This window comes from Streptococcus symci, from assembly GCF_006385165.1.
Classification (GTDB): domain Bacteria; phylum Bacillota; class Bacilli; order Lactobacillales; family Streptococcaceae; genus Streptococcus; species Streptococcus symci.
Genome location: NZ_VFJA01000002.1, coordinates 169,270 through 187,798, shown reverse-complemented (window position 1 = coordinate 187,798; position 18,529 = coordinate 169,270). Strand labels below are relative to the sequence as shown.

General features: G+C 40.8%; 22 protein-coding genes and 1 pseudogene. 22 read left to right on the top strand and 1 reads right to left on the bottom strand.

The window, feature by feature from the left end:
- Window positions 1-33: 33 nt before the first annotated feature.
- The gene (locus FJN11_RS05580) at window positions 34-1,488 is read right to left on the bottom strand and encodes an alpha-amylase (RefSeq protein ID WP_140224265.1); all 1,455 of its coding nucleotides are present in this window, start codon (window positions 1,486-1,488) and stop codon (window positions 34-36) included.
- Between the two features lie 177 nt (window positions 1,489-1,665).
- On the opposite strand from FJN11_RS05580, the gene FJN11_RS05575 reads away from it, so the two are divergent.
- From FJN11_RS05575 to FJN11_RS05475, 22 genes and pseudogenes are all read left to right on the top strand, one after another.
- Window positions 1,666-2,415 (top strand): ABC transporter ATP-binding protein, encoded by a 750-nt coding sequence (locus tag FJN11_RS05575; protein ID WP_000569200.1) that lies wholly within the window; start codon window positions 1,666-1,668, stop codon window positions 2,413-2,415.
- Window positions 2,396-4,030 (top strand): hypothetical protein, encoded by a 1,635-nt coding sequence (locus FJN11_RS05570; protein WP_140224264.1) that lies wholly within the window; start codon window positions 2,396-2,398, stop codon window positions 4,028-4,030. The genes FJN11_RS05575 and FJN11_RS05570 overlap by 20 nt, the downstream gene beginning before the upstream one ends.
- A 198-nt stretch (window positions 4,031-4,228) precedes the next feature.
- Complete coding sequence (locus FJN11_RS05565) at window positions 4,229-5,392, top strand: class I SAM-dependent rRNA methyltransferase (protein WP_181146398.1); 1,164 nt, start codon at window positions 4,229-4,231, stop codon at window positions 5,390-5,392.
- On the top strand, window positions 5,389-6,066 hold the full coding sequence (gene aroD, locus FJN11_RS05560) for a type I 3-dehydroquinate dehydratase (RefSeq protein WP_042900899.1): 678 nt from the start codon (window positions 5,389-5,391) through the stop codon (window positions 6,064-6,066). The genes FJN11_RS05565 and aroD overlap by 4 nt, the downstream gene beginning before the upstream one ends.
- Window positions 6,056-6,910 (top strand): shikimate dehydrogenase, encoded by an 855-nt coding sequence (locus FJN11_RS05555; protein WP_140224263.1) that lies wholly within the window; start codon window positions 6,056-6,058, stop codon window positions 6,908-6,910. The genes aroD and FJN11_RS05555 overlap by 11 nt, the downstream gene beginning before the upstream one ends.
- An 18-nt stretch (window positions 6,911-6,928) precedes the next feature.
- Window positions 6,929-7,996 carry a 3-dehydroquinate synthase gene (gene aroB / locus FJN11_RS05550; protein WP_140224262.1) on the top strand — a complete coding sequence of 356 codons (1,068 nt, stop codon included), beginning with the start codon at window positions 6,929-6,931 and terminating at the stop codon, window positions 7,994-7,996.
- Between the two features lie 9 nt (window positions 7,997-8,005).
- A complete protein-coding gene (aroC, locus tag FJN11_RS05545) occupies window positions 8,006-9,172 on the top strand; it encodes a chorismate synthase (protein ID WP_125431105.1) in 1,167 nt (388 codons plus the stop codon).
- Window positions 9,173-9,181: 9 nt separating this feature from the next.
- On the top strand, window positions 9,182-10,285 hold the full coding sequence (locus FJN11_RS05540; RefSeq protein WP_140224261.1) for a prephenate dehydrogenase: 1,104 nt from the start codon (window positions 9,182-9,184) through the stop codon (window positions 10,283-10,285).
- 10 nt (window positions 10,286-10,295) lie between these two features.
- On the top strand, window positions 10,296-10,634 hold the full coding sequence (locus FJN11_RS05535) for a YlbF/YmcA family competence regulator (RefSeq protein WP_000065978.1): 339 nt from the start codon (window positions 10,296-10,298) through the stop codon (window positions 10,632-10,634).
- A gap of 91 nt (window positions 10,635-10,725) precedes the next feature.
- On the top strand, window positions 10,726-12,009 hold the full coding sequence (aroA, locus tag FJN11_RS05530; RefSeq protein ID WP_049552442.1) for a 3-phosphoshikimate 1-carboxyvinyltransferase: 1,284 nt from the start codon (window positions 10,726-10,728) through the stop codon (window positions 12,007-12,009).
- Window positions 12,002-12,478 (top strand): shikimate kinase, encoded by a 477-nt coding sequence (locus tag FJN11_RS05525; protein ID WP_049552441.1) that lies wholly within the window; start codon window positions 12,002-12,004, stop codon window positions 12,476-12,478. The genes aroA and FJN11_RS05525 overlap by 8 nt, the downstream gene beginning before the upstream one ends.
- Entirely contained in the window at window positions 12,475-13,323 is an 849-nt protein-coding gene (pheA, locus tag FJN11_RS05520; protein ID WP_049552440.1) for a prephenate dehydratase, read from the top strand. Before FJN11_RS05525 ends, pheA begins: the two co-directional genes overlap by 4 nt.
- A complete protein-coding gene (locus FJN11_RS05515; RefSeq protein ID WP_049552439.1) occupies window positions 13,320-14,630 on the top strand; it encodes an LCP family protein in 1,311 nt (436 codons plus the stop codon). Before pheA ends, FJN11_RS05515 begins: the two co-directional genes overlap by 4 nt.
- A 172-nt stretch (window positions 14,631-14,802) precedes the next feature.
- Window positions 14,803-15,030: pseudogene (locus tag FJN11_RS11000) on the top strand (transposase); the annotation flags it as partial.
- A gap of 213 nt (window positions 15,031-15,243) precedes the next feature.
- A complete protein-coding gene (locus FJN11_RS05505) occupies window positions 15,244-15,627 on the top strand; it encodes a DUF1310 family protein (protein WP_115904200.1) in 384 nt (127 codons plus the stop codon).
- On the top strand, window positions 15,627-15,857 hold the full coding sequence (locus tag FJN11_RS05500) for a hypothetical protein (RefSeq protein ID WP_181146396.1): 231 nt from the start codon (window positions 15,627-15,629) through the stop codon (window positions 15,855-15,857). The genes FJN11_RS05505 and FJN11_RS05500 overlap by 1 nt, the downstream gene beginning before the upstream one ends.
- Before the next feature lie 15 nt (window positions 15,858-15,872).
- Complete coding sequence (locus tag FJN11_RS05495) at window positions 15,873-16,274, top strand: DUF1310 family protein (RefSeq protein ID WP_049546345.1); 402 nt, start codon at window positions 15,873-15,875, stop codon at window positions 16,272-16,274.
- Window positions 16,267-16,503 carry a hypothetical protein gene (locus FJN11_RS05490; protein ID WP_061590576.1) on the top strand — a complete coding sequence of 79 codons (237 nt, stop codon included), beginning with the start codon at window positions 16,267-16,269 and terminating at the stop codon, window positions 16,501-16,503. Before FJN11_RS05495 ends, FJN11_RS05490 begins: the two co-directional genes overlap by 8 nt.
- 15 nt (window positions 16,504-16,518) lie before the next feature.
- Window positions 16,519-16,920: a DUF1310 family protein gene (locus tag FJN11_RS05485; protein WP_125386495.1), complete on the top strand. Its 402-nt coding sequence runs from the start codon at window positions 16,519-16,521 to the stop codon at window positions 16,918-16,920.
- Window positions 16,913-17,860, top strand: a complete 948-nt coding sequence (locus tag FJN11_RS05480) for an Mbeg1-like protein (RefSeq protein WP_246039363.1) — start codon at window positions 16,913-16,915, stop codon at window positions 17,858-17,860. Before FJN11_RS05485 ends, FJN11_RS05480 begins: the two co-directional genes overlap by 8 nt.
- Before the next feature lie 66 nt (window positions 17,861-17,926).
- The gene (locus FJN11_RS10810) at window positions 17,927-18,136 is read left to right on the top strand and encodes a hypothetical protein (protein ID WP_246039362.1); all 210 of its coding nucleotides are present in this window, start codon (window positions 17,927-17,929) and stop codon (window positions 18,134-18,136) included.
- Window positions 18,118-18,528 carry a hypothetical protein gene (locus tag FJN11_RS05475; protein ID WP_140224259.1) on the top strand — a complete coding sequence of 137 codons (411 nt, stop codon included), beginning with the start codon at window positions 18,118-18,120 and terminating at the stop codon, window positions 18,526-18,528. The genes FJN11_RS10810 and FJN11_RS05475 overlap by 19 nt, the downstream gene beginning before the upstream one ends.
- The last annotated feature ends 1 nt before the right edge of the window (window position 18,529 follow it).

Here is an 18,529-nt window from a genome sequence, read left to right as displayed (position 1 = left end):
TCCGATTGGACCTGGCTTGAATATTATGAACTATTAGATTGTATTGGCTGCCCAGACACTTACGGATCTAGCTGAGACAGGGAATTGTCCATAACCTTCCTCATCGATTGTAACTTGACCTTGGTGGTTTTCAAGTAAATCTACAAAGGTTTGGTTAGCCCATTCTTGGCCGACAAACATTGATTTGCTGTTTTCTTGGTCATTTGAAATCAAGACTGCGATTGGGGATTGATTTTCAGCACCTGAGCGTACCCAACCAATACAGTTAGGATCATCAAAGTAGTCATTTTGTTCTCCATAAGCCAAATCTTTTCGGATAGCTAGGAGGCGGTCAAGGACTTCTTTGAAATCTTGTTGAGCATACTGTCCTGAAATCCCATTGTAGTCACCGTAAAAGACGCATGGAAGGCCATCTTGGCGTAATAGAATGAGGGCATAGGCTGCTGGTTTGAACCATTCTTCAACAGTAGACTCAAGAGCCTGACCACGTTGGGTATCGTGGTTGTCGACAAAAGTCACAGCCTTGTCAGGTTTGAGTTCAACCAAGCTATCTGTGAAAATACCACGAAGGTCATAGTTTGCGCCAGCTTGACTGGCTTCAAAGAGATTCTGGTGGAGACGAACATCGACAAGGTCAAAGCGTTCTTCCGTTTTTTCAAGATAGTCTAGATTGGCTTCCTTGTCAGGATTCCAAAATTCACCAAAAACATAGAAATCCTCACCGTATTTTTCCTTCATATCACGAATAAAATTGCGCATGAAGAAAGAGTCAATGTGTTTAACGGCATCCAAGCGGAAACCAGCTACACCAGTCGTTTCCATGAACCAGTCAGCCCAGTCATAGATATTTTGGATGACTTCAGGATGTTTAAAGTCTAGGTCGGCATACATGAGGTAGTCATAGTTACCGTTTTCATTATCGACCAATTCCTCATTTGCCCAACCCTTGTTGTCTCCTTGGATGAGATAAATGCCAGACTTGCGGCGTTTGGCATCATAGTCTGTACCGGTGAAGTGGTACCAGTGCCAGTGGAAGTCATTGTAGGTATCTTGGCGACCATCGAAGGTAAAGCTAGTCCAGCCATTGATGGTGAAGGGTTCCCCAAGTTCAACTGTACGGTCAACCGGATCCACTTCGATAACTTGAAAGGCTTCCATGTGATCAGCAGCAGCCTTGTGATTGAGCACCACATCGGCCATAGGTTGAATTCCCTGTGCTTTTAGGGCTTGAATGGCTTGAAGATAGTCTTCTTTAAAACCATACTTGGTGCGGACAGTTCCTTTTTGGTTAAACTCTCCTAGGTCAAATAGGTCATAGACCCCATAACCTACATCTTTTTCATTGGTTGCCTTAAAAGCTGGTGGCATCCAGACATGGCTGATACCGAGATCAGCTAGGTGTTGAGCATCTTCAGCCAGATGCGTCCAGTGCTGACCGTCGTGGGGCAGATACCATTCAAAGTACTGCATGAGTGTTTGATTTTGCATGATGTTTCCTCTTACTTGTCAATCTTGTTCTTTATTCTATCATAAAGTATCGGTTAGCTCAAACGTTTGCGTAAAACTGAATAATAAGTTTTTGACTATTTTATATAAAATGTTGATTTTTAAAATGAAAGCGCTATAATTATAGTGAATTACATAGATAAAGAGAGGAGATTTCTTATGATTGAATTTCAAAATGTTAGTAAGTTGTATGGTGATAAAGAGGCTTTGAGCAATCTCAATCTGCAGATTGAAAATGGAGAGATTATGGGCTTGATTGGCCATAATGGGGCTGGAAAATCGACCACCATAAAGTCTCTAGTCAGTATCATTTCACCAAGTAGTGGTCGTATTTTGGTAGACGGTCAGGAGTTATCGGAAAATCGCTTGGCTATCAAACGAAAGATTGGCTACGTAGCAGACTCGCCTGACTTATTTTTACGCTTAACAGCTAATGAATTTTGGGAATTGATCGCCTCATCCTATGATCTGACTAGCTCTGACTTGGAGGCTAGTCTAGCTAGGCTATTGAGTGTTTTTGATTTTGCTGAAAATCGCTATCAGGTTATTGAAACTCTTTCTCACGGAATGCGTCAGAAAGTCTTTGTCATCGGAGCACTATTGTCTGATCCTGATATTTGGGTCTTGGACGAACCCTTGACTGGTTTAGATCCTCAGGCTGCCTTTGATTTGAAGAAAATGATGAAGGAACATGCACAAAAAGGGAAGACGGTCTTGTTTTCAACTCATGTCCTAGAGGTAGCTGAGCAAGTCTGTGATCGGATTGCCATTTTGAAAAAGGGACATTTGATTTATTGTGGTAGCGTAGAGGACTTGAGAAAAGACAACCCAGACCAGTCTTTGGAAAGTATCTACCTTAGCCTTGCTGGTAGAAAAGAGGAGGTTTCAGATGCGTCTCAAGGTCATTAAAAAATTAGTGGATATCAATATCCTCTATTCATCTCAAGAAGCTAATCTGGCTAACCTACGAAAGAAGCAAGCTAAAAATCCTGGGAAAAAAGTAAATGTTTCCGCTAGAGTCCTAAGTTCTTACATTTTTTCTAGTCTCTTGGTGCTCATCGCTTTTACTAATATAGCCATTCATTTTCCTTTTGAGGAAAACCCCATTTATTTTAGTGGAATGATTTCTTTTTTACTGCTGCTTGTCTTTTCAACTTCTTTAACAGCTTTTTACAATGTCTTTTATGAGAGTAAGGACTTGGCATCGTATAGGCCCTATGCTTTTAAAGAATCAGAGATTATAATTGCCAAAGGTCTGTCTGTCCTCTTGCCAGCTCTAGCTGGAATTATACCAATCCTAGCTTATTTTCTAGTCCTCTACATTAGGCTAGCTCCTTCTCTGTGGCTGGGTTTTCCTTTGATGCTGCTGTCCTTGGCCTTATTATTTGTCTCTTTGGCTTTAGTGATGATAGTGGCAGTGCATTTCTTGGCTCAAACTGCGCTTTTTAGAAAGTATCAGTCTATTTTTGCGAATGTGATGATTGGGATAGGGGTTCTCATACCTTTATTATTTGTCTTCTTTGTCCAGTCCACTTCTAGAGGTATAGGTAATCAGACTAAAGAAATTCCACTTCTTCTTTATCCTATTCATCTCTTTTACAAAATAGCAGTGGAGCCTTTTTCGACAGAAGCCATCCTGGGTCTGCTCGCTTGGATAATTCTAACTGTTTTCTTGCTTTACCTGACCAAAAAGAAGGTTTTTCCTCATTTTTATGACGTGATTCTGCTTAACAGTGAGGAGAAGGTCAAGAAAGAACGTCGCAGCAAGGAGAGGATTTCAACTACTAAAAAGGGATTTTTCCGCATGGTTTTGCGCTACAACCTCTCTCTCTTGGGACAGGGGACTGGCGTGATTACTGTGCTTTTTACAAGTGCTTTTCTTCCTTATCTCATGATGATTGGTCTGATTTCTAACCTCCGAGATTATCAGATAGTTCCAGATATTCATCCTCCATACTGGTTACCCTTGTTTTTTGTAGGAATGTTTATAGCAGTTGTCAATAACAATATCACCAGCCTGCCTGCAATTGCCTTGTCCTTAGAGAGGGAAAATGTTGATTTTCTGAAGAGTTTACCCTTTGACTTCGCTCGTTATGTGAAAGTGAAATTTTGGATTATATTTGCTGTCCAGTCCTTTTTACCAGTTCTGATTTTACTTGGTCTTTCTCTATATCTAGGCTTGCCCATGCTTTCGATGATTTACCTTCTTGTAGTCTGGACCCTTGCCAGTGTCATCCTTTCTTGCCACCACTACTTTAAGGATGTGAAAAATCTGTCAACCAATTGGAGTAGCATTACGGACTTGGTGAACCGTTCAAATCGTATAGTAGCAATAGTTTTACTCTTAATTTATAGTGTTATATTAATGATTTTAGTCATTATAAGCTTGTTCTTGGTTCAGTCTCTCTCCCCTGTCCTTGCAATCAGCTTGGGAGTAGGAGCTCTTATCCTTCTACTTGCTCTTGCTATTTTTGGTTATCGTTACTACCTATCACGCATATTGGCAGAAATAGAAAAAAGATGAGATAGTTGGTCGCTTGATTGATAAATTTTATAAAAAGAAATGCTCCTCCAAGACGGAAGAGCATCTTTTATTGTTATTCTCACACAATTACTTCCTAAGTTTTTATTAGTATTAGTATACCATTTTTAAAAGAAGAGTAAAAAAGCAAGGGTAGTTTCTTTTTTGAGAATTGTCACAAAATTTGCTATAATAGTGACTATGAATAGAATAAGAGTCAGCAAAAGGGTTGAAAAGAAGCTCGCTAAAGGACTAGTTTTACTAGAAGCTAGCGACCTTGAGAATGTCAATCTTAAGGATCAGGAAGTAGAAGTTCATAGTCAAGATGGAAACTTTCTAGGGACTGCCTATCTTTCTCAGCAAAACAAGGGCTTGGGCTGGTTTGTCAGCAAAGACAAGGTGACCTTCAATCAAGCTTTCTTTGAAACGCTGTTTAGACAAGCTAAAGAAGAGAGAACAGCCTACTATCAAGATGAATTGACAACAGCCTTTCGTCTCTTCAACCAAGAGGGAGATGGCTTTGGCGGTCTGACAGTGGACCTTTATGGCGACTATGCTGTCTTTTCTTGGTATAACTCTTATGTTTATCAGATTCGTCAGACCATCTCAGAAGCCTTTAGACAGGTTTTTCCTGAGGTCTTAGGAACCTATGAGAAGATCCGCTTTAAGGGTTTGGACTATGAATCTGCCCATGTTTATGGTCAAGAAGCACCTGACTTCTTCACTGTTTTGGAAAATGGTGTCCTCTATCAAGTCTTTATGAATGATGGCTTGATGACAGGGATTTTCCTAGATCAGCATGAAGTTCGTGGTAGTCTAGTTGATGGGTTGGCTATGGGTAAATCCTTGCTCAATATGTTTTCCTACACAGCAGCCTTTTCAGTGGCTGCGGCCATGGGAGGAGCAAGCCAGACTACTTCGGTTGACCTAGCTAAACGTTCACGAGAATTGTCTCAAGCGCATTTTCAGGCTAATGGAATCAGCACAGACGACCATCGTTTTATAGTTATGGATGTTTTTGAGTATTTCAAGTATGCCAAGCGAAAAGGCTTGACCTATGATGTAATTGTCCTAGATCCGCCTAGCTTTGCTCGGAACAAAAAACAAACGTTCTCTGTGGCCAAGGATTATCACAAGTTGATATTCCAGAGTCTTGAGATTTTAAATCCGGGCGGTATTATTATTGCCAGTACCAATGCTGCCAATGTATCCCGCCAGAAATTTACAGAACAAATTGATAAAGGCTTTGCAGGAAGAAGTTACCAGATTTTAAATAAATACGGTCTTCCAGCAGATTTCGCCTATAATAAAAAAGATGAAAGTAGTAATTACCTCAAGGTGATTAGTATGAAGGTTAGTAAATGAAATTAATCGTTTCAGTAATGCCAAGAAGTTTAGAGGAGGCACAGGCACTTGATGCCACGAGGTATCTGGATGCCGACATCATTGAATGGCGAGCCGATTATCTGCCTAAAGAAGCGATTTTGCAGGTAGCTCCAGCTATTTTTGAAAAATTTGCAGGTCGTGAGTTGGTTTTCACTCTGCGAACTCGCGCTGAAGGGGGAGAAATTGACCTTTCTCCGGAAGAATATATCCATCTAATCAAGGAAGTGGCGCAACTCTATCAACCAGACTATATTGATTTTGAGTACTACAGCTACAAGGATGTCTTTGAGGAAATGCTGGACTTCCCAAATCTCGTTTTGAGTTACCACAATTTCCAAGAAACACCTGAAAATATGATGGAAATCTTGTCAGAGTTGACGAGCTTAAATCCAAAACTTGTTAAGGTTGCGGTGATGGCTCACACGGAGCAGGATGTGCTAGACTTAATGAACTATACACGAGGCTTTAAAACCCTCAATCCTGAGCAGGAATATGTGACCATTTCTATGGGCAAGGTGGGCAAGGTCTCTCGTATAACTGCAGATGTGACTGGTTCTAGCTGGTCCTTTGCTAGTCTAGATGAGGCCAGTGCCCCAGGTCAGATTTCCTTAGCTAACATGAAAAAAATTCGGGAGATTTTGGATGAAGCTTGATGGCTATACACGTTTAGCTGCCGTTGTTGCCAATCCTATTAAGCATTCTATTTCCCCCTTTATCCACAATAGTGCCTTTGAGGCGACAGCTACCAATGGTGCTTACGTGGCTTGGGAGATTGAAGCGGGTGATTTGGCAGAAACAGTGGTCAATATTCGTCGCTACCAGATGTTTGGCATCAACCTGTCCATGCCCTATAAGGAGCAGGTGATTCCTTATTTGGATGAGCTGAGTGACGAATCGCGCTTGATTGGTGCGGTTAATACGGTTGTCAATGAAAATGGCAATTTAATTGGATATAATACAGATGGCAAGGGATTTTTTAAGAGCTTGCCTTCTTTTACAATTTCAGGTAAGAAGATGACCCTGCTGGGTGCAGGTGGTGCGGCCAAGTCAATTATGGCACAAGCTATTTTGGATGGCGTTAGCCAGATTTCAGTTTTTGTTCGTTCAGTTTCTATGGAAAAAACAAGACCTTACCTAGACAAGTTACAGGAACAGACAGGCTTTAAAGTGGACTTGTATGCTTTAGAAGATGTTCCTGAACTGCAAGCAAGGATTGCTGAGTCGGATTTACTGGTCAATGCGACAAGTGTAGGGATGGATGGTCAATCATCTCCAGTTCCTGAAAACATTGTCCTATCAGAAACTCTCCTAGTAGCAGATATTATTTACCAACCCTTTGAAACCCCATTTTTGAAGTGGGCTAGGATGCAGGGAAATCAAGCAGTCAATGGTCTGGGAATGTTGCTCTATCAAGCTGCAGAAGCTTTTCAACTGTGGACAGGAAAGGAAATGCCTACGGAAGAGATTTGGCAGTCCTTAACAGAAAAATACCAATAAAGAAAAGGAGACTCTCCTATGAAAATCAGAATCGATATTCCTCATCATCCTTATGATATTCAGATTGAAAAAGGCTGTCTGGCTCAGGCTGGTCAATGGTTGCGAGAACTCTGGCAACCACAAAAGGTAGTCATTGTGACAGACAACCATGTAGCCTCTCTTTATGCTGAGAAGGTCAAGCTCAGCCTAGAAGATGCTGGTTTTCAGGTAGCTGTTTTTGACTTTTTAGAAGGCGAAGAACGGAAAAATCTGACAACTGTTCAGAAAGTCTATGAATTTTTAGTTAAGCAGGGTTTGACTCGTAGCGATGGAATCGTGGCTCTCGGAGGTGGTGTCGTTGGGGACCTGGCTGGTTTTGTAGCCTCTACCTATATGCGGGGCATTCACTTTGTTCAGATTCCGACTAGTTTAACTGCCCAGGTGGATTCGTCTATTGGCGGAAAGACAGGTGTTAATACTTCATTTGCTAAAAATATGGTGGGGACCTTTACCCAACCAGATGGGGTTCTGATTGACCCGCTTGTCCTTGAAACGCTCGGAAAAAGAGAGTTGATTGAAGGAATGGGTGAGGTTATCAAATATGGCTTGATTGAAGATCCAGCACTTTGGGCTCTCTTGATGGAGCTAGATGGTACTTTAGAGAGCATTTTGGAGCATGCGGAGACCTTGATTGAACATTCTTGTCAGGTTAAGCGCAAGATGGTGGTTGAGGATGAGTTGGACAATGGTGTTCGCCTTTACCTCAATTTTGGCCATACTATTGGTCATGCCATTGAAGCAACTGCCGGTTATGGAAAAGTCATGCATGGTGAAGCTGTGGCCATGGGAATGGTACAGATTTCCAAGGTGGCTGAGGAAAAGGGCCTCATGCCAGCTGGTATAACCCAATCTATCACAGAGATGTGCCAGAAGTTTGGTTTGCCTGTTGACTATGAAAACTGGGATGTAGATAAGCTTTATCAGGCTTTGACTCATGATAAGAAGGCGCGTGGCAATACCTTGAAATTGGTCTTGGTGCCAGAGCTCGGTTCAGCGACTATTCACTCAGTTTCTCTGGAAGAGATGAAAGACTACTTGGTAAAATAAGGAGAGTGTATGAGATATTTAACTGCAGGAGAATCACACGGCCCCCGTCTAACGGCTATCATTGAGGGAATTCCAGCTGGACTTCCTTTGACAGCTGAGGATATCAATGGGGACCTTAAACGCCGTCAGGGTGGATACGGCCGCGGTGGCCGTATGAAGATTGAGAGCGACCAAGTTATCTTTACTTCGGGTGTTCGCCATGGGAAGACGACAGGGGCTCCTATTACAATGGATGTCATCAATAAGGACCACCAAAAATGGCTGGATATTATGTCTGCGGAAGACATTGAAGAGCGACTTAAAAGCAAACGAAAAATCACCCATCCTCGACCAGGTCATGCCGACTTGGTTGGGGGCATCAAGTACCGTTTTGATGATTTGCGTAATTCCTTGGAGCGTTCATCAGCTCGTGAAACCACCATGCGGGTGGCAGTGGGAGCTGTAGCCAAGCGCCTCTTGGCTGAGCTGGATATGGAGATTGCCAACCATGTCGTTGTCTTTGGTGGCAAGGAAATAGATGTTCCTGAGAATCTGACAGTCGCTGAAATTAAGGAAAGAGCTGCCCAGTCTGAAGTTTCTATTGTCAACCAAGAAAGAGAACAGGAAATCAAGGACTACATTGACCAAATCAAACGTGACGGTGATACCATCGGTGGGGTTGTGGAGACAGTCGTTGGAGGTGTTCCAGTTGGTCTTGGTTCCTATGTCCAATGGGACAGAAAATTGGATGCAAGATTGGCCCAAGCTGTTGTCTCTATCAATGCCTTTAAAGGGGTGGAATTTGGTCTTGGCTTTGAAGCTGGCTATCGTAAAGGCAGCCAAGTCATGGATGAAATTCTCTGGTCTAAAGAAGACGGTTATACTCGCCGTACCAATAATCTAGGTGGTTTCGAAGGTGGTATGACCAATGGGCAACCCATTGTTGTTCGTGGAGTCATGAAACCCATTCCTACTCTTTATAAACCACTCATGAGTGTAGATATCGAGACCCACGAACCTTACAAGGCAACTGTGGAGAGAAGTGATCCGACCGCTCTTCCAGCTGCCGGTGTGGTCATGGAAGCTGTTGTGGCTACGGTTCTGGTGCAAGAAATCCTTGAAAAATTCTCATCAGATAATCTTGAGGAACTAAAAGAAGCGGTAGCCCAACACCGAGACTATACAAAGAACTATTAAGGAGTTCCTATGGCAAAAACAGTCTATATCGCAGGCCTTGGTTTGATTGGTGCCTCCATGGCACTCGGTATCAAACGAGATCATCCGGATTATGAAATTTTAGGTTATAATCGCAGTCAAGCTTCGAGAGATATCGCCTTGAAAGAAGGCATGATTGACCGTGCAACAGATGATTTTGCCAGTTTTGCTCCCTTGGCAGATATCATCGTCCTCAGCTTGCCAATCAAACAAACCATTGCTTTCATTAAGGAGTTGGCCAACTTGGACTTGAAAGAAGGGGTCATTATTTCAGATGCTGGTTCAACCAAGTCAGCCATTGTGGATACGGCGGAGCAGTATTTGGCTGGCAAGTCTGTTCGCTTTGTCGGGGCCCATCCCATGGCTGGTAGCCACAAGACAGGGGCTGCTTCGGCAGATGTCAATCTTTTTGAAAATGCTTATTATATCTTCACGCCTTCGAGTCTGACAAGTCCTGACACGCTTGAGGAAATGAAGGATCTGCTTTCAGGTCTGCATGCTCGCTTTATTGAGATTGATGCCAAGGAGCATGACCGAGTCACTTCTCAGATTAGCCATTTTCCTCATATTCTGGCTTCCAGTCTCATGGAACAGACTGCGGTTTATGCTCAAGAACATGAGATGGCAAGGCGCTTTGCGGCAGGTGGTTTTCGAGATATGACCCGAATTGCGGAAAGCGAGCCAGGTATGTGGACCTCCATTCTCTTGTCCAATCGCGAGACAATCCTAGAGCGGATTGAGGATTTTAAGGAACGTTTGGATGAGGTTGGCCGGGCCATCAGCAAGGGAGATGAGGAGCAAATCTGGAACTTTTTCAACCAAGCGCGTGAGCAACGTCAGGCCATGAAAATCCATAAGCGTGGTGGAGTGGATAGTTCTTACGATCTCTATGTTGACGTTCCCGATGAAGAAGATGTCATCCTGAGGATTTTGGAATTGCTACGAGGAACTTCCTTGGTCAATATTCACATCAATGAGGAAAACCGTGAAGATATTCACGGGATCCTACAAATTTCATTTAAAAATGCTCAAGACTTGGAAAGAGCTGAGCATCTCATAACAGAAAATACCGACTACACAGTCGTTATCAAATAAGGAGAAAATCATGTCAAATATTTACGATAGTGCAAACGAACTCAGTCGCGGTCTACGCGAATTGCCAGAATACAAGGCTGTTAAAGCAGCTAAAGATGCTATTTCAGCAGATGCTGAGGCAAGTAAAATCTTCACAGAATATGTTGCCTTCCAAGAGGAAATTCAAAAATTAGCACAGACAGGTCAAATGCCAGACGCTTCCTTCCAAGCGAAAATGGAAGGCTTTGGCAAGCAGATTCAGGGGAACAGCCTCTTGTCAGAATTCTTTACCAAGCAACAACAATTGGCAATTTACCTTTCTGACATTGAAAAAATTGTTTTCGAACCAGTTTCAGAATTGCTAAAATAAGAAAATAACTATCATAAAGTCAGAAATTTTTAAGGAATTTCTGGCTTTTTATGATAAAATAAGTAAAAGTATTGCAAGTATGAGGTCCAGTATGAAACTAAAAACAAACATTAGCCACTTACACGGCAGTATCCGAGTTCCAGGTGACAAGTCTATCAGTCATCGTTCCATTATTTTTGGAAGTTTGGCTGAAGGTGAGACCAAGGTTTATGATATTCTGCGAGGTGAAGACGTTCTTTCGACCATGCAGGTTTTTCGTGACCTTGGTGTTGAAATTGAGGACAAAGATGGGGTTATTACCATTCAAGGTGTAGGTATGGATGGTTTAAAAGCTCCGCAAAATGCCCTTGATATGGGAAATTCTGGCACCTCGATTCGCCTGATTTCAGGTGTTCTTGCTGGTGCAGACTTTGAAGTAGAAATGTTTGGAGATGACAGTCTTTCCAAACGTCCTATGGACCGTGTGACGATTCCATTGAAAAAAATGGGCGTCAGCATTTCAGGGCAAACTGAGCGAGACCTTCCTCCCCTTCATTTAAAAGGGACGAAGAACCTAAGACCTATTCATTATGAGTTGCCAATTGCCTCTGCCCAAGTCAAGTCAGCCTTGATGTTTGCAGCCTTGCAGGCCCAGGGGGAGTCTGTAATTATCGAAAAAGAATGCACTCGTAATCATACTGAAGATATGCTGCAACAATTTAGTGGTCATTTAAGTGTGGATGGTAAGAAAATCACAGTCCAAGGACCACAAAAATTGTCAGGACAAAAGGTGGTCGTGCCAGGAGATATTTCCAGTGCAGCCTTTTGGTTGGTCGCAGGTTTGATTGTTCCGAATTCTCGTGTAGTGCTGCAGAATGTGGGTATCAACGAAACGCGCACCGGTATTATCGATGTCATTCGCGCCATGGGTGGAAAATTAGAAGTAACTGAAATTGACCCAGTCGCTAAATCTGCTACCTTAACTGTTGAGTCTTCTGACTTGAAAGGAACAGAGATTGGTGGCGCTTTGATTCCACGCTTGATTGATGAATTGCCAGTTATTGCTCTTCTTGCGACCCAAGCCCAAGGTGTAACAGTTATCAAGGATGCTGAGGAGCTCAAGGTCAAGGAAACAGATCGCATTCAGGTTGTGGCAGACGCCTTAAATAGCATGGGAGCAGATATTACTCCTACAGCTGATGGACTGATTATCAAAGGGAAATCAGCCCTTCATGGTGCTAGAGTCAATACGTTTGGAGACCACCGTATCGGCATGATGACGGCTATCGCGGGCCTCTTGGTTGCAGATGGAGAAGTGGAGCTTGATCGTGCTGAAGCTATCAATACCAGCTATCCTAGCTTCTTTGATGATTTGGAGAGCTTGATTCATGGCTAAGGTATTACTAGGATTTATGGGGGCTGGCAAATCGACTATTGCAAGAGGTTTGGACCCTAATTACCTTGATATGGATGCCCTGATTGAGAAACGCTTAGGTATGTCCATTGCGGAATTTTTCGCTGAAAAGGGAGAAGGAGCCTTTCGACAGGTAGAGTCAGAAGTATTAGCTGATTTACTACAAAGAGATCAAGTTGTGTCAACTGGTGGGGGAGTGGTTATTTCTCAGCGAAATCGTGACTTACTAAAGACAAATTCTGATAATATCTACCTGAAAGCTGATTTTGACACCCTCTACCAACGCATATCAGCTGATAAAGACAATCAGCGCCCGCTTTTTCTAAATAATAGCAAGGAAGAATTAGCAGCTATTTTCCAAGAAAGACAGACTTGGTATGAGGAAGTTGCCAGTCGGGTTTTGGATGTGACCAAGCTAAGCCCAGAGGAAATTATAGAGGAACTGAGATGAAAATTGCTTATCTAGGTCCCAAGGGATCATTTTCACACCATGTTGTGCAGACAGCTTTTCCTCATGAGGAATTGCAGGCTTTTGCCAACATTACAGATGTCATCAAGGCCTATGAGCAAGGCTTGGTGGACTATTCTGTGGTGCCAGTTGAAAATTCTATCGAGGGTAGTGTTCATGAAACCTTAGACTACCTTTTTCATCAGGCTCGCATCCAAGCAGTAGCAGAAATCGTTCAGCCTATTCATCAGCAGTTGATGGTGGTTCCAGGTCACACTAAGATTGAAAAGATTTTTTCACATCCACAGGCCTTGGCTCAAGGAAAGAAATTCATCGATGAACAATATCCAGATGCCCAAATCGAGGTAACAGCTAGTACAGCTTATGCGGCCCGTTTTATTTCCGAACATCCAGACCAGCCTTATGCAGCCATTGCGCCTAGGAGTTCTGCTGAAGAATATGGCTTAGCACTGATTGCTGAGGACATTCAGGAAATGGAAGCCAATTTCACACGTTTCTGGGTTTTGGGAGCTGAAGGTGCAACCATTCCCTTGCAAGCACAAACTGAAAAAATGAGTTTGGCCTTGACCTTGCCGGACAACCTTCCCGGTGCCCTCTACAAGGCTCTTTCGACCTTTGCTTGGAGAGGAATTGACCTGACAAAAATTGAAAGTCGACCACTCAAGACAGCACTGGGTGAATACTTTTTCATTATCGATGTGGACTATGCCGATAAGAATCTGGTCCACTTTGCCCAAAAAGAATTAGAAGCGATTGGAATCCAGTATAAAGTTCTGGGTGCCTATCCCATTTATCCAATATCAGACCATGGAAAGGAGAGAAGATGAGTAAAGAAAATCCTTTAAACCATCACGAGCAGTTACGTTATGACTATCTCTTTAAAAATATTCATTACCTCAATGAGCGAGAGAAAAAAGAGTTTGCATACCTGCAAGGTAAGTTAAATATGGCTAGTAGTAGTGAAGCTTCTCCAGAAATTCATAATGAAAATCACGATATGGAAGATTCTTTCATGGAACCAATCAATCAGTCTCCTCTTCCAACCTACGGTAACCGTAGTCGTGCAAAAAAATATCAGAAAAGTCATCCTCTTCCAAAGGTTAAGTCCAAAAAACGTAAGATTCGTTGGGGGCGCATTTTTGCAGGATTGCTTGCTCTTCTGGCCTGTGTCGGTTTTGGCATGATTTTTATGTTCCTAAAAGGCTATTCAAATGCGGATCCAAACAAACCTGCCAATGCTAAGGCAGCTCAAGTAGAAGTTTTTCATGGTCAAGATACCAAGGATGGGGTCAATATTTTGATTATGGGAACGGATGGACGGATTGGCCAAAATAGTGCTGAAACAAGAACGGACTCTATTATGGTCTTAAACGTTGGTGGCTCAGATAAGAAAATTAAGTTGGTCAGCTTCATGCGTGATAACTTAGTTTATATTGATGGATATAGTAAGATTATCAATGGAAAGAAACAAACAGATAACAAGTTAAATGTAGCCTATGAACTAGGGGAACAGGAAGGCCAAAAAGGAGCAGAAATGGTTCGCCAAGTATTGAAAGATAATTTTGACTTGGACATTAAGTACTATGCCTTGGTTGATTTTCAGGCCTTTGCAACCGCTATTGACACTCTCTTCCCTGATGGGGTGACGATTGATGCCAAATTCTCAACCTTAGAAGGTCAACCTTTAACCGAAGCTACGGTGGGAGATGACTTGCATGCTACAGAAACAGAGTCTCCAACCCAGACTATCAAAGTTGGGAAACAGCAGATGAACGGTTCAACCTTGCTCAATTATGCTCGCTTCCGTGATGATGATGAAGGTGATTACGGTCGTACCAAGAGACAACAGCAAGTGCTGACAGCTGTTCTGCAGCAACTCAAGGATCCAACTAAACTTTTTACTGGATCAGAAGCACTTGGTAAGGTCTTTGGGATGACCTCTACGAATGTTCCCTATAGTTTCTTATTGACAAATGGTTTATCCTTCCTAGATGGAGCGCAAAATGGCATTGAGAGATTAACGGTTCCAGAACTAGGTGATTGGGTAGATGATTATGATGTTTATGGAGGACAGGCACTCTTAGTAGACCAAAATAAATATCAAACTAAACTTTCTCAAATGGGAATGAGATAAGATAAGACAAAATTCCAAATAAAAAACTATACTTTAAATATAAAATAACGATCCTTGGACAATAGTCCCTTATCTCCAAAAAAAGCAACGGATTTGCCGTTGCTTTTTTACATGGTTGCGATAGTCTTTGTAAAATAGAATTGCTTAATAAACCATTTAGAAAGTCTATCCCATGCCTATTCACTATAACACAAATCAAACAACTATACCACTAGAAATCAGTTCTTTCTTACCACAAGATCATCTTGTCTTTACTATTGAAAAAGTGGTGAATACCTTGGAAGATTGTCACTTCGACGCCTTCTATCATGCCTTTGGTCAGCCATCTTATCACCCTAAAATGCTTGTATCTACTCTTTTATTTTCCTATTTACAAGAGATTTTCTCTGGTCAAGAAATTGCTAATGAAGAGTATACAAGTTATTCTGAAACAGATCCCGTGAAAATCAAAAACGATAAAGGAGAGATAGAAGATATCGGCACAGTCCGTCAGGTAATAGAAAACGAGACAGGATTGAAGGTTTACGTAGTTGTGAGTCCAGACAAATCTTTATGGTATACTATAAGTAAATCAGTACTTGATATATTTGTAAAATAACATAAAGGAGATGTCATGAGGTTATTAAAAATTATAGGAATCGTTTTAGCTAGTTTATTAGTTATTGTTGGATTAAGTGTAGGAGGATATAAAGTGATGAAAAAAGTAGAACACGATGAGATGGTGAGAATTGTAGAGAGTGAGGAAACGAAAGAGATTTTTAAAGTGCGCTTAAAACAAATAGATCCGAATGCTCTAACAGAAAAAGGAATTATTAAATCATATAAAGTTGATTCTTTTGAACATAATCCAATGGGAGGAATAATTGTTTATTTGTATATAAATGATTCTTCAAGTTATAAAGTTAGTGTTTTCTTACATAAAGATAGTGATGGTAAATTAAGAAATGGCGGTGGGAGTAATCCACCTCTGGAAAAATTAAAGGGAGACTCAAACTGATGAATTCTATGTATAGCGACTATGAACGAAAGTTAATTGCTGAAAAAGAATATGATAATACATTACAAGTTGATAATGATATTTATATAGAAACTCGAAAAAGTTCCATCAGCACAGTCCGTCAGGTGATCGAAAACGAGACAGGATTGAAGGTTTACGTAGTTGAGAGTCCAGACAAATCTTTACGGTATACTATAAGTAAATCAGTACATGATATATTTGTAAAATAACATAAAGGAGACGTCATGAAACCATTAAAAATTGTAGGAATTGTTTTAGCTAGTTTATTAGTTATCGTTGGATTAAGCGTAGGAGGATTTAAAGTGATGAAACAAGCAGAACATGATGAGATGGTGAGAATTGTAGAGAGTGAGGAAGTCAAAAAGATTATAGAAGATGATTTGAAAGAAATGGATCAATTTTATTTAACAAATAAAGGGAAAATAAAGTCTTATCAAATTGATGATAAATCCATCAATCATAGTCCAATGGGAGGGATCAAATTAAAAATTTATATAAATAATGACGAAGAATTATATGTATTTTTCACTATTAATAAAGATAAAAAAAGTGGAAAGTTAGTTAATGATGGCGGAGGAAACTCTGCTAAATTTGAAAAAATGATAACGGAGAGAAAAAGTGAGTAGACAGTATAGTGATCATGAACGTCAAAAAATTGCTAATAAAGAGTATACAAAGTATTCTGAAACAGATCCCTTGAAAATCATAAATGATAAAGGAGAGATAGAAGATATCGGTACAGTCCGTCAGGTGATAGAAAACGAGACAGGATTGAAGGTTTATGTAGTTGAGAGTCCAGACAAATCTTTATGGTATACTATAAGTAAATCAGTACTTGATATATTTGTAAAATAACATAAAGGAGATGTCATGAAGTCATTAAAAATTATAGGAATCGTTTTAGCTAGTTTACTAGTTATTGTTGGATTAAGTATAGGAGGATACAAGGTGATGAAAAAAGTAGAACAAGACGAGATGGTTAGGGTTGTCAAGGGTGAGGAAGTCAAAAAGATCATAGAAGATAACCTAAAGCTGAGGCATAAAGGGGCACTTGAAGAAGGAAATATTATCCAGAATTATGATATAGATATTAATTCCATTTTTCATAGTCCAATGGGAGGGATCAAATTTAAAATTTATATAAATAATGACGAAGAATTATATGTATTTTTCACTATTAATAAAGATAGAAGTAGCGGAAAGTTAGTTAATGATGGTGGAGGAAGCTCTGCTAAATTTAAAAAAATAATAACGGAGAGAAAAAGTGAGTAGACAGTATACTGATCATGAACGTCAAAAAATTGCCAATGAAGAATATACAAAGTATTCTGAAACAGAGTCTATGGAAATCATAAATGATAAAGGAGAGATAGAAGATATCGGCACAGTCCGTCAGGTGATTGAAAACGAGACAGGAATAAAGGTTTACGTAGTTGAGAGTCCAGACAAATCGGAAGTTTCTGTTCTCTACGAAGGTTCTAAAGCGCCATTTGATAAAGGATGGGAAGTGGATTGGTTTGAAAATGATATTCCCATGGCTCAAAATATTTTGAAAGGTGAAGAAGGGGTGACTTCTCAGTTGAAGGCGGCGGCATCTATCTTAGATGATATAATGTTGGAATATCCGAACGCTAAAATCTCAGTTTATGCTCACTCTCTTGGCTCCATGAATGCCCAATACGCCCTAGCTAATGTTAGGGACATTTCACGTATTTCAGGAGCTTATATCTACCAAGGCCCGAATATCTATCCGGTCTTGACCAAAGAACAGCGGCAGCGTGTGGATGCGATAAAGTACCGTATTCATAATTACGTTGATGATAAAGATTTGGTTCCTATAGGCTACCCTAAAAATAGAATGGATAGTGTCGGTGTTGTAGGGATGATGCATCATGTGGACTCTGTACAACAGGTAGATTTTGTATATTCTCAACACTTGTGGGGCGGTTATGTTTTTAATGAAGATGGTAGTCTTAAAATTAAGAATGATCGTTCATCGTTTGAAAAACGGTATTCATCTGGTTTGGATAAGGTTTCCAGTGGCTTGTATTCCTATGCAAAGGCTAAAGAGGCATTGGCTTCAGGCGGTTATACGAGTGGTGAGGAACTCTTTTTAGACTCCGAACATGCCTTAACGATTTCATCGGGATTGCATGAAGTCGCAAATGCTGGTTATGAAGAGATTCGTTCCATCGTTCGTCAAGCGCATTAAAAAGCAGAGAAAATAGTAGCGAGCACTTATCACGTTCCCTTTGCTTTTATTTTATCACCTACAGAGGTGGCGACAGCCTATTCTGATGGAGGAGTATCTCGTACGACAATCGTAGATGATCTTGATCATTATTTCTATCCAAAAATCAAAAAATCAGAAAAACTAGCCGAAGATTTTCAAAGTTTAGAAAAGCAAATAGCAGATGGTGTCCAAAAAAAATTGGAAGATGATAAAGAGTTAGCAGGGAATTTTAAAGAATGGATGAAAGTCAAGTAATCTGGCAGAAATTAAGAACAAAGCAAAACCATTTAGATTTATTAGATGAACGCAATCGTTCTATTCGCCAACAAAGAGAAGAACAATTTGAAAACCTTCAGCAAAAACGGAACCAATTGTTGCATATGATGGAAAGAAAGTATCAGATGATGCAGCATTACCTAGGACAAGTGGACGTGGATACTACTGAGGAAAGAGCACGATTAAACAGAATAGCTTCGGACTTTAGCCAAGCAGTATCCATAGGATTTATAAGAAATCAGCGCGCTTTGGAACAAAGTATTGAAAAAGAAGAGATTGAGTATAGACGAGAACGACGAAAATTAGAAGAGGATATAGATACATTACATCGTCGAAAGACGACACTCGAACAAGAAAAAAGGAAGGGATAGC

Bases quoted from the DNA above. Each gene is read 5' to 3' on its own strand.
- FJN11_RS05500 (WP_181146396.1), top strand. From the start codon at position 15,627: ATGAATTCTATGTATAGCGACTATGAACGAAAGTTAATTGCTGAAAAA.
- pheA (WP_049552440.1), top strand. From the start codon at position 12,475: ATGAAAATTGCTTATCTAGGTCCCAAGGGATCATTTTCACACCATGTT.
- FJN11_RS05525 (WP_049552441.1), top strand. From the start codon at position 12,002: ATGGCTAAGGTATTACTAGGATTTATGGGGGCTGGCAAATCGACTATT.
- FJN11_RS05540 (WP_140224261.1), top strand. From the start codon at position 9,182: ATGGCAAAAACAGTCTATATCGCAGGCCTTGGTTTGATTGGTGCCTCC.
- FJN11_RS05570 (WP_140224264.1), top strand. From the start codon at position 2,396: ATGCGTCTCAAGGTCATTAAAAAATTAGTGGATATCAATATCCTCTAT.
- aroC (WP_125431105.1), top strand. From the start codon at position 8,006: ATGAGATATTTAACTGCAGGAGAATCACACGGCCCCCGTCTAACGGCT.
- FJN11_RS05485 (WP_125386495.1), top strand. From the start codon at position 16,519: ATGAAGTCATTAAAAATTATAGGAATCGTTTTAGCTAGTTTACTAGTT.
- FJN11_RS05555 (WP_140224263.1), top strand. From the start codon at position 6,056: ATGAAGCTTGATGGCTATACACGTTTAGCTGCCGTTGTTGCCAATCCT.
- aroA (WP_049552442.1), top strand. From the start codon at position 10,726: ATGAAACTAAAAACAAACATTAGCCACTTACACGGCAGTATCCGAGTT.
- aroD (WP_042900899.1), top strand. From the start codon at position 5,389: ATGAAATTAATCGTTTCAGTAATGCCAAGAAGTTTAGAGGAGGCACAG.
- FJN11_RS05575 (WP_000569200.1), top strand. From the start codon at position 1,666: ATGATTGAATTTCAAAATGTTAGTAAGTTGTATGGTGATAAAGAGGCT.
- aroB (WP_140224262.1), top strand. From the start codon at position 6,929: ATGAAAATCAGAATCGATATTCCTCATCATCCTTATGATATTCAGATT.
- FJN11_RS05475 (WP_140224259.1), top strand. From the start codon at position 18,118: ATGGATGAAAGTCAAGTAATCTGGCAGAAATTAAGAACAAAGCAAAAC.
- FJN11_RS05515 (WP_049552439.1), top strand. From the start codon at position 13,320: ATGAGTAAAGAAAATCCTTTAAACCATCACGAGCAGTTACGTTATGAC.
- FJN11_RS05580 (WP_140224265.1), bottom strand. From the start codon at position 1,488: ATGCAAAATCAAACACTCATGCAGTACTTTGAATGGTATCTGCCCCAC.
- FJN11_RS05495 (WP_049546345.1), top strand. From the start codon at position 15,873: ATGAAACCATTAAAAATTGTAGGAATTGTTTTAGCTAGTTTATTAGTT.
- FJN11_RS05535 (WP_000065978.1), top strand. From the start codon at position 10,296: ATGTCAAATATTTACGATAGTGCAAACGAACTCAGTCGCGGTCTACGC.
- FJN11_RS05505 (WP_115904200.1), top strand. From the start codon at position 15,244: ATGAGGTTATTAAAAATTATAGGAATCGTTTTAGCTAGTTTATTAGTT.
- FJN11_RS05565 (WP_181146398.1), top strand. From the start codon at position 4,229: ATGAATAGAATAAGAGTCAGCAAAAGGGTTGAAAAGAAGCTCGCTAAA.